Here is a 12,428-nt window from a genome sequence, read left to right as displayed (position 1 = left end):
CTCTTCAATGATGTCTAAAATGATGACTATGAAAACTGTGTCTAGATGAATGAGTGCTATAACTATGTCTGTTACTTTTTGTAGAAGATCTAAAACCACTAAAAATAGAAGTTTTCTTTTTGGGTTTAGTATAGCTATCATTACTTGAAGAATAGCTACTAGAATTATTTCTATTTTTGCTATAAGTTTTATATTTATAGTGGTTATTATTATATATTGAACTGTTAGAATATCTTCTATGTGAAGTTCTATGTGATGGTTTAGTAGCTGCTAGAAAAATAACAGAACCTAATATAGCCACAACAAAAAAAGTAATAATAATTTTTAAAAGTTTACGAGCGTCATTGTTCATGTCTTAATACTTCCTCCAATATAGTTGAGTGGGAATGACCAATATGTTTAGTCTCTTTTTGTAAAATAAAATGTTGGGTAAAATCAGAAGGTAATGCAAAAAAATAATCACAAGGATAAGCATTATTCCATTTATAAAAAATAATACCAATAACTTTATTAGATTTAAAGTATGGCAAAGTATCATTGCATTCGACAAAACAAATATCATATTGACCTGCTTCATCTAAAAAAGAATCAGATACAATTATTGATTTTATGAAATTAAGATATTCTTTTTTGGATAAAATTGGATTTAAGTTATTAAGATAAGTCAAAAAAAGTTTATAAGAATATTTATTCATAAAAAATTGTATGTCAGGATGTAATTTTTTAAAATGGATAAATTGTTTATAGACCAATTCTAAAATAGTACGATCTTGAGCAATTCTTCTATTATTAAAAAGTAACCCATAATTATTTGTAATACAAGAAACAATTATCATAATGTCCTCCATATTTTTCATTTAATATTTTTACATATTTATATAAAAAAAGCAAGAAAAAGTGCATGGTGTATAAGGAAAAATAAGTTTATTAAAAAAAAATAAAATTTTTTCAAAAAAAAGTGTTGACAAATGAATAGAAAAAATGTAATATATTACATGTGCCACGGATGAGGGCAACAAAATAAAAAAGAAATGCGACAGTGGCGTAGTTGGTAACGCGCGACCTTGCCAAGGTCGAGACCGCGGGTTCGAGCCCCGTCTGTCGCTCTCAATCAAAAAAGGTTGAATATTTTTTTGATTAAATGGGTATCATTTGATACCACGCAATTTAATATGCGATAGTGGCGTAGTTGGTAACGCGCGACCTTGCCAAGGTCGAGACCGCGGGTTCGAGCCCCGTCTATCGCTCTTAGTCGAGAAATTGACTAAAAAGTTGTTAGTTTTATTTGTGTTTATAGTTTTTATTTCTATGTTGTATTATTTCTGGCAAAAGTCGGAAATAATATGCGACAGTGGCGTAGTTGGTAACGCGCGACCTTGCCAAGGTCGAGACCGCGGGTTCGAGCCCCGTCTGTCGCTCTTAAGAGGTTCCGGAACTGTTGTGGACAATGGTTTCGGGATTTTTTTTTTGCATTTTTCAGTATTCATTATTTCATATCTAAAGAGATATAGTTCTTTTAATTTATTTCATTTACTTTAAATTTCAATAAGTATTTTTTTTACTGATTCGATATAAAGAATAGGGTAGTGTACTTTTTTGTGCATCGGGAAAAATATGAGGTGGAATTATGATGTATTTAGCGTTATATATAGAAATTAGTGTATTGTGTATAGTATTACTAATTATTGTTGCATTACAAAGTAGTGTAAGATTGAATGATTCAGGATATAAACGTTCATATATCAATGCAGTTGTTTGTACGATGTCATATGTTAGCGTTGATTGTGTTAGTAGAATTATTCATTATGGTAATGGACAATTAAATATGGATTTATTGTATGTTTTTAAATCAATGTATTTTATATCAGAAACGGTTATGGGCTATTTGTGGTTTGTATATTTTGAGTTTGTATTAGATAAAGGTGAAGAATATACGAAAAATAAGGAAATGATGGATGCAGTAGCTTTATTTTTTATTTTTGTGAATTTTTTCATATGTGTAATAAATTCGCAAACAGGATTTATATATTATTATGATAAAAATATGGAATATCATATTGGAAATTGTTATGTGTTGCAGATTGTTTTTGCATATCTTTATTTAATAACAGGTAGTTTTCAAGCGTTTTGTATGCTTATTTTTACGGAAAAAAATATTGAAAGGACAAAATATGGAACGCTTGCGCTTTTTCCATATATTCCTATTATATTTAGCATAATACAAATGAGATTTAACTGGATGCCGTTGATATCTGTATCTGTTACAGTAACGAGTCTGTTGATTTTTTTTGCGACACAAGAAGATTTGATTTCAAAGGATGCAGTTACATCATTGAATAATAATCGAGAGTTTTTAAGAAGGATGTATGCTGAAGTAGAAAAGTTAAAGGATGATAATTTTGTGGTTATTTATTTGTTGGTGTTTGAAATTAATAAATTAGATTTAAGAGATAGAGAACAAAGAAGTCGTGAAACTGGAAAAAAATTGAAAGCATTTGCTAAAATATTAGAAGATGTATCAGTGGATGCTAATAGAAAAGCTATAGTAGGAAGAATTAAGGGAAATGAATTTGCATTATTTATGAAAATTTATCATAAGGAAAGCGAAAAAGAAAAGCAAAAAAATGAGGAAAGAACTATTATTAGAGAGTTAAAGATTGATTTAAACAATGCTATAGCAAGGTATAATGCGAAGGAAGAAGTTGATTATAATTTAGATGTAAATATAGGTTTTGCGAGGTATAAAATAGAAAAAAATGGTGTGAATAACGCATTTCTTGAAGCAGAAGGAAAAATGTATAAGGATAGAATTAGTAAAGAGCAAATAAAAAGAGTTGTTAATTAATAAAAGAGTGAGAAGGTAAATAAAAATACCGTTCTCGAATTGTTATATTTGTAATCTAACAATTCAGAAACGGTATTATTTTTAATCTAATAGATTTTTATAATCTGGAAAAATATCAATACTTCTTGCAAGTATATCATGCATATGAGCTATAGCAATTCCATAATTTACAATTGGAACGTTTTGACATTTAGCTATCTCAATTCGTGAAAGCATTTCTTTTGCATTAAGCATACAACCACCACAATGAACAACTAGATTATATTTTGATAAGTCATTTGGAAAATCATTTCCAGATGTAAATTCAAATTGAATATTTTTTTGAGTATAATTTTTTATCCAATTTGGCATTTTAACTGTACCAATGTCATTACATTGTCGATGGTGAGTGCAGCCTTCAGAAATCAAAACAGTGTCATTATCTTTAAGTTCATGTAATGCTTTAGCGCCAAGAATTAATTCTTTTAAATTACCTTTAAATCGTGCCATTAAAATAGAAAATGAAGTTAAAGGTATGTCACTAGGCGTTATTTTTGCAACTTCTTTAAAAGCTTGCGAATCAGTGATAACAAGTTTTGGTGTCTTATTTAATGATTGTAGCAAATGAGAAAGTTCACTTACTTGACAACATAGTGGAATAGCATGATGATCAAGTGCATCACGAAGTACTTGTTGTTGTGGTAATATAAGTCTACCTTTTGGGGCAGAACTATCAATTGGAATGACGAGTACAACTAAATCATTTTCATTAATTAAATCACCAATTAATGTTTTTTCGCTAGATGAATTATTTTTTATAAGGTGTCCAATCATTTCCTTAAGTTCATAAATATTATGATTATTTATGGTACTAACATTGATTTTATTATCGCCATTACTTGTAGTTTCGCAAGAGCTTTTTAAATCAGATTTATTATATGCAATTATGTATGGAATTTTTTTTGCAATAAATAAATCTATCATTTCTTTTTCAACATTAGTAATGCCTTTTGTTACATCAACTACTAATATTGCAATATCTGTTTCTTTTAAAATAGTCTTAGTTTTTTCAACACGTAGTGTTCCAAGATGACCTGTATCATCAATTCCAGGAGTATCTATTATTACGACTGGTCCTAAGGGAAGTATTTCCATTGATTTACGTACGGGATCAGTTGTTGTACCTTTAATGTCGGATACAATAGATAAATTTTGGCCTGTAATTGCATTTACAAGACTTGATTTACCTGCGTTTCTTACACCGAAAAAACTAATATGAGTTCTAAGGGCACTTGGAGTTGAATTTAAATCCATAATTATCACCTCTTAGAATCTAAAGTCACGTTGGTTAGAATTTTTAATAGCTTCAATGTGTTCAGCCGCAATTTTTCTTACATTTTCTTTTGGAATTTTCTTTAATTCTTCATCAATTAATTTAAACCCAACTTCTTTGGTTTCTTCAGATGCATAATCAACTAAGTACTCAGTAAGTGTCATAAGAGCATTTGGAGTACAACAGTTTTGAATTTGTCCGCTCTTACATAAACTCATAAATCTATCGCCCGTTCTACCTTCACGATAACATGCTGTACAAAATGATGGAATATGTCCAGTATCCATTAACCAATGAACAACTTCATCAAGGGTACGTTGGTCAGAAACATCAAATTGTTCTGTGTCATGTGGACGTTCTTCTTGAGTATATCCACCGACTGATGTACGTGATGCACCACTGACTTGAGAAATACCGACTTGAAGCATTTTAGCACGAACTTCTTCTGTTTCACGAGTTGAAATAATCATACCTGTGTAAGGTACTGCAAGTCTGATACATGCTGCGATTTTTGTGAATATTTCATCAGAAATTGAGTTATCAAATACATCTGGATCAATATCGTCAGCATGTTTAACTCTTGGTACAGAAATAGTATGTGGACCAACTCCGTGTACTGCTTCTAAGTGCTCTGCATGCATTAATAAACCGGCAAATTCATATCTATATTTATCTAAACCGAATAATACACCAAGGCCAACGTCATCAATACCACCTTCCATAGCTCTATCCATAGCTTCTGTATGGTAAGCGTAATCATGTTTTGGACCAGTTGGGTGTAATGTTTCGTAACTTTGTTTATGATATGTTTCCTGGAAAAGTATATATGTACCGATTCCAGCTTCTTTTAATTTTTTATAGTTTTCAACAGTTGTAGCTGCAATATTAACATTAACTCGACGAATATCACCATTTTTGTGATGTACACCGTAAATAGTTTTAATACATTCAAGAATATATTCAATTGGGTTATTTACGGGATCCTCTCCAGCCTCAATTGCTAGACGTTTATGTCCCATATCTTGAAGTGCAATAACTTCTGCCTTTACTTCTTCTTGAGTTAATTTTTTACGTCCAATATGTTTGTTTTTTGCATGATAAGGACAGTATAGACAACCATTTACACAATAATTTGAAAGGTATAAAGGTGCAAACATAACTATACGGTTACCGTAAAAAGCTTGTTTAATTTCTTCTGCAATTTCAAACATTTTTTGAATTTTTTCTGGATTTTCACATGCAAGAAGTACAGATGCTTCTTTGTGAGATAAACCTGAACAAACATAGCCTGTTTTGGTTTTTTGTGGACGAGCTTTCTCAAGAATTTCGTCGATTAATTTGTAATTATCTTTGTTTTCGTCAGCATAAGAAAGAGTTTCAAGAATTTCTTCATGATTAATAAACTCCTCTGCTTTTAATGATTTTGGATTGTAAATTGCCATTTGTGTTTCTCTCTTTCTTCATTTGAAAAATTTAGTTAGATTTTATTTTTGAAAAAGCGGTTTTAACGCTAATTCCTTTTAGTTTGCCAATCTTACCAGACAAAGTAGAAATGGTATTTTGAGGTGCGTCTAAAGCGATGCTAATAATGCAGATTCCGCGCTTCTTGTAAGGAATTCCCATTCGACCGATTATATATTCACTATATAGATGAAGTATGTCGTTGAGAGGCTTAACAGAGCTTAAATCTTCCACAATTATGCTTAATAATGCTACTCTAGTTTCCATTTTGTTTCTCCTTTAGGTTAGCCTAGTACTACAAATTGTAAAATTGTAGTCAAAAACACCTTATTATTTCAGAAAAAAATGAATATTCTTAATAAAAGGAGCTTTGTTAAAAAATATACAATAAATTCCGTGAATAGTCAATATGCACAATGAATAATATTAAAATTAGATTGTATTTTATTAGATACACAAAAATCATAAAAAATAGTTGCAATTATCGAGTTAGCGATTTATAATTTGAGTTAATAAAAGATTAAGACTTTTGTTAATAATTAATAAATGTATAATAAAATATTCTTCGGGGCAGGGTGTAATTCCCTACCGGCGGTAAAGTCCGCGAGCCATTTTGGTTGATATGGTGTGATTCCATAACCGACAGTTAAAGTCTGGATGAGAGAAGAATTATAGTATTTAACTGATAGTTATTATTTAATAATATTGATACATCATTGTAATTATAATTAAACAAATAATAATTAGATAAATAATAATTAGATAAATAATGATTAGATAAATAATAAAAAGTCAGTTATTAATAATTTCGAATTCAAATTTCTAGTAGCGATATAAATCTAATTGCTAAAGTCCCAAGAATAAATATTAATTAAACAATAAAATACCAATAAAGGAGCTTGAAGTTGTATGAATGAAAATGATGATTTTTTTATGCGCAAAGCTATTGAATTGGCTAAAAAAGGAATTGGTAAAGTTAATCCCAATCCCTTAGTAGGCGCAGTTATTGTAAAAGAATCTCAAATTTTAGCAGAAGGATATCATAAGAAATATGGTGATTTACATGCTGAAAGAGATGCATTTCAAAATTTTTTTAATACAAAATGTGAGGAAAGTGGAGAAAAAAACAAAAATTCAGAGGGCAAACTAAAAGAAAAATCGCGTCAAGAATTAAAAGATGAGTTAAAAGGAGCAACGTTGTATGTTACGTTGACGCCTTGTTGTCATTTTGGTAAACAGCCACCTTGTACAGATGCGATTATTGAAAATAAAATTGCACGAGTTGTAATTGGTTCAAGAGATCCTAATCCGCTTGTGGGTGAAAAAAGTATAAAGATTTTAGAAAACGCTGGCATTGAGGTAAAAAGGGATTGCTTAAAAAGTGAGTGCGACAGCTTAAATGAGGTCTTTTTTAAATTTATACAAAATAAAACTCCTTATGTTGTTATGAAATATGCTATGACAGCAGATGGAAAAATCGCAACAAAGACAAATGAGTCAAAATGGATTTCTGGGGAAAAATCTATAGAGTTTGTGCATTTTTTAAGGAATAAATACATGGGAATAATGGTTGGGATTAATACCGTTTTATTAGATAATCCAATGTTGAATTGCAGGTTAAAATTTGAACCAGAAAAAACAAATGAAGATGAAGAAGCAAAAGAAGTAAATAATCCTAAGAAATATGATGTAAGACAGCCTGTTAGAATTATTTGTGATTCTAAATTAAGAATTCCTATGGATTCAAACATTGTAAAAACAGCAAATAAGTATCAAACAATAATTGCTACAGCATTTACAGAAGTACCAGACGGTGAAATTGTGGATTCTTATAAAGTTTTACCGGATATTATTGCAGATAAAATAAAACAATTGCAAAAAAAAAGTGTGGTAATTATCAATGCATGCGCTAGAGAAAGCAAGGTAGAAATGATAGATGATGAAACAAAAGAGAAAGATACAAGAAAGTATGAAAAAAGGGTTGATTTAGTAAAATTAATGAGATTTTTAGGAAAAATGAAAATTGATGGAATTTTACTAGAAGGCGGTGCAACACTAAATGAGAATGCTTTAAAAAGCAATATTGTAGATGAGGTTTTTTGTATTGTTGCACCTAAGATTTTTGGAGGAAAGGCTAAAAGTCCAGTTGATGGAGATGGGATTTCTAAAATAAAAGATGCTTATAAGATGTCTGTTAAGGATGTAAAGTTACTAAACAATGATGTGGTAATTAGATATACAGTCGCATCTGAAGAATAATAAGTATTTCATAAAGGAGAAATTATGTTTACAGGAATTATTGAAGAGATAGGTAAGATAAAAAGAATTACAAAAAATGGAAACTATATGAAACTAGAAATAGAATGTCAAACTGTTTTAGAAGATATTAATTTAGGAGATAGTATAGCAGTAAATGGCGTATGTCTTACTGCAAATAGAATTTCAGAAAAAAGTTTTACAGTAGATGTAATGTCTGAAACAGTTAAAAGAACAAGTTTAGCAAGCCTAAAAACAAATTCAAAGGTGAATTTAGAAAGGGCTATGCCTTTAAATGGTCGATTTGGTGGACATATTGTTTCGGGGCATATTGATGGTGTGGGGCATATTTCAAAAATGAAAAAAGATGGAAACGCAATATGGATATATATAGAAGCACCTAAGAATATAATTGATTTGATTGTTATGAAAGGCTCAATTACGATAGATGGAATCAGCTTGACAGTAGCGTATTTAGATACAACAAGTTTTGCAGTTTCAATAATACCACATACGAAAGATGCAACAACTTTGGTAAGTAAAAAACTTGGAGAAGTTGTAAATCTTGAAAATGACATCATCGGAAAATATATCAGGAGTTTTTTGACAAAAGATGTCCCGATTGATTACTCAAATGAAAAGCAAACTAACCAAAAAGAATCACACAAAAAGTTTTCTAAGACGAGCAATGTTAGTCTTGAAATGTTATTAGAAAATGGATTTTAAAAATAAATAATAAATAAAAAGGAGAGTTAGAAGGGAATATGAAAAATCACAAATTTGATGTTGAATTCAATAATGAAAAAAAACACAACACGATTGAAGAAGCACTAGAGTCTCTTAAACAAGGAAAAATTATCTTAGTGGTAGATGATGAGGAGAGAGAAAACGAAGGAGATTTAATTTGTGCGGCAGAATATGCAACACAAGAAAATATCAATTTTATTGCATCTAAAGCAAAAGGCCTTATTTGTACACCAATGAGTGAGTCTTTAGCACAAAAACTACAGTTTCATCCTATGCTTGAAAATAATACAGATAATCATCAGACAGCATTTACAGTTTCTATAGACCATGTTGATACAACAACTGGAATATCTGCTAAAGAAAGAGCTTTTACAATTAGACAATGTGTAAACGAACAGGCAAAACCAGAAGATTTTAGACGTCCGGGTCATGTTTTTCCATTAATAGCAAAAGAAAAAGGAGTGCTAGAAAGAAATGGACATACAGAAGCGACAGTTGACTTGATGAGACTTGCAGGATTAAAAGAATGTGGTGTTTGCTGTGAAATAATGGATGATGATGGAAGTATGATGCGTCAAGATAAGTTGTTTGATTTTGCAAAAAAATATGGATTGGTGTTTATAACAATTGCAGATTTACAAGATTATTGTAGATACCATGATAAACATGTTTATTGTGAAGCTAAAGCTGATTTACCAACCGAGCATGGCAATTTTAAAATGTATGGATATGTCAATGATATTACTAAGGAACATCACATTGCGTTAGTAAAAGGGGATATAGGAGATGGAAAAGACGTATTAATTAGAGTGCATTCAGAATGTTTGACAGGAGATGCATTTGGATCATACAGGTGTGATTGTGGTAGACAATTGCAGACAGCCATGGAAAAAATAGAAAAAGAAGGAAGAGGAATTCTATTATATATGAGGCAGGAGGGAAGAGGAATCGGCCTGATCAATAAAATAAAAGCGTATAAACTTCAAGAAGAGGGATTAGACACTGTTGAAGCAAATATTAAATTAGGATTTAAACCAGATTTAAGAGAGTATTGGATTGGTGCTCAAATTTTAAAAGATTTAGGAGTTAAAAGTATTAATTTGATGACTAATAACCCCCTTAAGGTTTATGGCTTAGAGGATTTTGGATTAAAAATAGAAAAAAGGGTACCAATTGAAATTGCCCCTCAGAAATTTGATGCATTTTATTTGAAAACAAAGAAAGAAAAAATGGGGCATATTTTAAAAGAATGTTAGTATTTTACAATCTTAAAAAACGAGATTTAGATCAATAATAAAAGCAACATTAAGAATAAATATTATGTTAAGAAAAAATAAATGCAAAGCCAACACAATAGTAAAAAGGAGAAAAATATATGAATAACATTAACGTTTTAGAAGGAAAAGTAGTCGCACCAGAGGGAATGAAAGTTGCAATAGTGGCAGCAAGATTCAACGAAATTATTGTAAACAAATTATTAGGTGGTGCAGTTGATGGATTAGTAAGACATGGTGTTTTAGAGGAAAACATTGATGCAGCATGGGTTCCAGGAGCTTTTGAAATTCCTGTTGTTGCCCAAAAATTAGCACAGAGTAAAAAATATGATGCAATAATTTGTGTGGGTGCTGTAATAAGAGGTGATACTACACATTATGATTATGTATGCAATGAAGTGTCTAAAGGTATTGCACAGGTAGGTTTGAATGCAGGAATTCCTGTATTATTTGGCGTTTTAACAACAGAAAATGTTGAACAGGCAATTCTTAGAGCAGGAAGTAAAGCCGGAAATAAAGGCTATGATTGTGCCCTTTCTGCTATTGAAATGGTAAATTTATTGAATCAAATCTAAAGATAGAATAATTGTTTTTGCAAAATAGTTATGATAGAATTATAGAAGACTAACTATAATATGGGGTGAGTAGGGAGTTAAATTAAAAGGATGAGCCTTTTAAGGAAAGGGATAAAGATGGAAAAACAGTTATTAAATCGAGACGAGATTGAAGAAAAATATAAATGGAAATTAGAGGACATGTATGAGAATGATGCTTGTTGGGAAGAAGAATTAAGTAAAGCTAACGAGCTCGTTGAGGAAGTGTCTAAGTTTCAAGGAACATTATCAAATAGTGCCCAGAATTTATTAGATTTTTTCAAAAAAAGTGATGAATTAGATTATTATGTTGATCGTGTTTATGTGTACGCTAATCAAAGATATCACCAGGATACAACAGTTTCAAAGTACCAAGGTTACGCAGCTAATGCAGAGGCATTGTTGGTAAATGCGAGTGGAGCAACTTCATTTGCTAATCCTGAAATATTAGCAATTTCAGAAGAGACTTTTGAAGCTTTTTACAAGGAAAAGGAAGAATTATTAAAATATAAACGTATCGTGGATGAGATAAGACGTACAAAAAATCATGTGTTAGATAAAGATGGTGAAGCAATTTTAGCAAAAGTTAGTGAACTTGCAATGGGACCAGACAACATTTTTCACATGTTTAATGATGCGGATATTAAATTCAAAAAGATTAAAGATGAAAAAGGAAATGAAGTTGAATTATCACATGGTAATTTTATTCATTTTATGCAAAGTCATGATAGAAGGGTGAGAAAAGATGCTTTTGAGGGCGTGTATAGTTCATATAAAGCATTCGGTAACACAATTGCAGCTATTTTTATAAGTAATTTAAAACAAGAAAATTTTTACTCTAAAATCAGAAAATATCCAAGTTCTAGAGCTATGGAACTAGATAAAAGTGAAATTCCAGAAAGTGTTTATGATAATTTGATCGAAACAGTTCATAAACATTTACCATCACTTCATCGCTATATGAAAGATAGAAAGAAAAATTTAAATGTAGATGAATTACATATGTATGACGTTTATGTTCCGCTAGTGCAGGGTGTTGAAAAAGAGTATTCTTTTGAAAAAGCAAAAGAAATAGTTACTAAAGCCTTAGAGCCAATGGGCAAAGAGTATGTTTCTATTTTAAAAGAAGGAATGGATAGCCGCTGGATAGATGTGTATGAAAACAGAAACAAAAGAAGTGGAGCATATTCATGGGGAGCTTATGGTACACATCCTTATGTATTATTGAATTATCATGGCAAATTAAATGATGTTTTTACATTAGCACATGAAATGGGACATTCGATGCATACATATTATTCTAATAAAACTCAGCCGATAACATATGCAGGATATAAAATTTTTGTGGCTGAAGTTGCATCAACATGTAACGAAGCCTTACTTATGCACTACATGTTAGAAAATAATGAAGATAAAAAAGTTAGAAAATTCTTATTGAATCATCAGTTAGAAGAATTTAGAACAACTTTATTTAGACAGACTATGTTTGCTGAATTTGAACATATTGTACATTCAAAGATACGTGCAGGTGAAGCTCTTACAATGGAAAAATTAAATAAAATTTACCATGACTTAAATGTATTATATTACGGAGAAGATATGGTAGTTGACGAAGAGATTGATTATGAATGGATGAGAATTCCACATTTTTATACACCATTTTATGTGTATCAGTATGCAACAGGTTATTCGGCAGCTACAGCATTTGCACAAATTATTTTAGAAGGTAAAGATGAAGCAGCAAACAGATATATTAAAGAATTTCTATGTGGTGGTTCATCAAAGAGCCCTATTGAATTGCTTAAAGAAGCAGGTGTTGACATGAGTAGTAGTAAACCAGTTGATAAGGCACTAAAGAGCTTTGAAGAATATCTTGAAGAATATTTAGGAATATAACAATTTAATTGCAAAAAATGATAATATAATGCTATAATGATAGG

Annotated in this window: 11 protein-coding genes, 3 tRNA genes and 1 riboswitch; of the genes, 9 read left to right on the top strand and 5 right to left on the bottom strand. The window is 30.6% G+C overall.

Features of this window, described 5'->3' with window-relative positions; genetic code table 11:
- Nucleotides 1–4: 4 nt before the first annotated feature.
- Together BMY79_RS00630 and BMY79_RS00625 are read right to left on the bottom strand one after the other, a co-directional pair.
- Nucleotides 5–352, bottom strand: a complete 348-nt coding sequence (locus BMY79_RS00630; RefSeq protein WP_022749708.1) for a hypothetical protein — start codon at nucleotides 350–352, stop codon at nucleotides 5–7.
- Entirely contained in the window at nucleotides 342–836 is a 495-nt protein-coding gene (locus BMY79_RS00625; RefSeq protein WP_022749707.1) for a hypothetical protein, read from the bottom strand. Before BMY79_RS00625 ends, BMY79_RS00630 begins: the two co-directional genes overlap by 11 nt.
- A gap of 197 nt (nucleotides 837–1,033) precedes the next feature.
- Here BMY79_RS00625 and BMY79_RS00620 point away from each other — a divergent pair.
- From BMY79_RS00620 to BMY79_RS00605, 4 genes are all read left to right on the top strand, one after another.
- A tRNA-Gly gene (locus BMY79_RS00620) sits at nucleotides 1,034–1,106 on the top strand.
- A gap of 68 nt (nucleotides 1,107–1,174) precedes the next feature.
- Nucleotides 1,175–1,247: transfer RNA gene (locus BMY79_RS00615), tRNA-Gly, on the top strand.
- A gap of 98 nt (nucleotides 1,248–1,345) precedes the next feature.
- Nucleotides 1,346–1,418, top strand: a tRNA-Gly gene (locus BMY79_RS00610).
- Nucleotides 1,419–1,630: 212 nt separating this feature from the next.
- Nucleotides 1,631–2,845, top strand: a complete 1,215-nt coding sequence (locus BMY79_RS00605) for a diguanylate cyclase domain-containing protein (protein WP_177176414.1) — start codon at nucleotides 1,631–1,633, stop codon at nucleotides 2,843–2,845.
- Between the two features lie 81 nt (nucleotides 2,846–2,926).
- Here the strand turns inward: BMY79_RS00605 and hydF are convergent, their stop codons facing one another.
- Genes hydF through BMY79_RS00590 form a run of 3 tightly spaced genes read right to left on the bottom strand, consistent with a single transcriptional unit; the run spans nucleotide 2,927 to nucleotide 5,885 of the window.
- Nucleotides 2,927–4,138, bottom strand: a complete 1,212-nt coding sequence (gene hydF / locus BMY79_RS00600; RefSeq protein WP_022749341.1) for a [FeFe] hydrogenase H-cluster maturation GTPase HydF — start codon at nucleotides 4,136–4,138, stop codon at nucleotides 2,927–2,929.
- 12 nt (nucleotides 4,139–4,150) lie between these two features.
- Complete coding sequence (hydG, locus tag BMY79_RS00595; protein WP_022749343.1) at nucleotides 4,151–5,599, bottom strand: [FeFe] hydrogenase H-cluster radical SAM maturase HydG; 1,449 nt, start codon at nucleotides 5,597–5,599, stop codon at nucleotides 4,151–4,153.
- A 31-nt stretch (nucleotides 5,600–5,630) separates the two neighbouring features.
- Nucleotides 5,631–5,885 carry a TM1266 family iron-only hydrogenase system putative regulator gene (locus BMY79_RS00590; protein WP_074730285.1) on the bottom strand — a complete coding sequence of 85 codons (255 nt, stop codon included), beginning with the start codon at nucleotides 5,883–5,885 and terminating at the stop codon, nucleotides 5,631–5,633.
- A gap of 290 nt (nucleotides 5,886–6,175) precedes the next feature.
- Nucleotides 6,176–6,291: riboswitch (FMN riboswitch) on the top strand.
- Nucleotides 6,292–6,527: 236 nt separating this feature from the next.
- Between BMY79_RS00590 and ribD the strand changes: the two genes are divergently transcribed.
- The 5 genes from ribD to pepF all read left to right on the top strand — a co-directional run bounded on the left by ribD (nucleotide 6,528) and on the right by pepF (nucleotide 12,384).
- Complete coding sequence (ribD, locus tag BMY79_RS00585) at nucleotides 6,528–7,877, top strand: bifunctional diaminohydroxyphosphoribosylaminopyrimidine deaminase/5-amino-6-(5-phosphoribosylamino)uracil reductase RibD (RefSeq protein ID WP_074730284.1); 1,350 nt, start codon at nucleotides 6,528–6,530, stop codon at nucleotides 7,875–7,877.
- A 24-nt stretch (nucleotides 7,878–7,901) separates the two neighbouring features.
- The gene (locus BMY79_RS00580; protein ID WP_029066938.1) at nucleotides 7,902–8,600 is read left to right on the top strand and encodes a riboflavin synthase; all 699 of its coding nucleotides are present in this window, start codon (nucleotides 7,902–7,904) and stop codon (nucleotides 8,598–8,600) included.
- A gap of 38 nt (nucleotides 8,601–8,638) precedes the next feature.
- Nucleotides 8,639–9,877 (top strand): bifunctional 3,4-dihydroxy-2-butanone-4-phosphate synthase/GTP cyclohydrolase II, encoded by a 1,239-nt coding sequence (locus BMY79_RS00575; protein WP_051604836.1) that lies wholly within the window; start codon nucleotides 8,639–8,641, stop codon nucleotides 9,875–9,877.
- A gap of 119 nt (nucleotides 9,878–9,996) precedes the next feature.
- Nucleotides 9,997–10,470 carry a 6,7-dimethyl-8-ribityllumazine synthase gene (gene ribE, locus BMY79_RS00570; RefSeq protein ID WP_027421875.1) on the top strand — a complete coding sequence of 158 codons (474 nt, stop codon included), beginning with the start codon at nucleotides 9,997–9,999 and terminating at the stop codon, nucleotides 10,468–10,470.
- Nucleotides 10,471–10,587: 117 nt separating this feature from the next.
- Nucleotides 10,588–12,384 carry an oligoendopeptidase F gene (gene pepF / locus BMY79_RS00565; RefSeq protein ID WP_074730283.1) on the top strand — a complete coding sequence of 599 codons (1,797 nt, stop codon included), beginning with the start codon at nucleotides 10,588–10,590 and terminating at the stop codon, nucleotides 12,382–12,384.
- Nucleotides 12,385–12,428 lie beyond the last annotated feature (44 nt).

Source organism: Lachnobacterium bovis, assembly GCF_900111325.1.
GTDB classification, from domain to species: Bacteria; Bacillota; Clostridia; order Lachnospirales; family Lachnospiraceae; genus Roseburia; species Roseburia bovis_A.
Note: the sequence above shows the minus strand (reverse complement) of the source record. Positions and strands in the feature narration are given on the sequence as shown.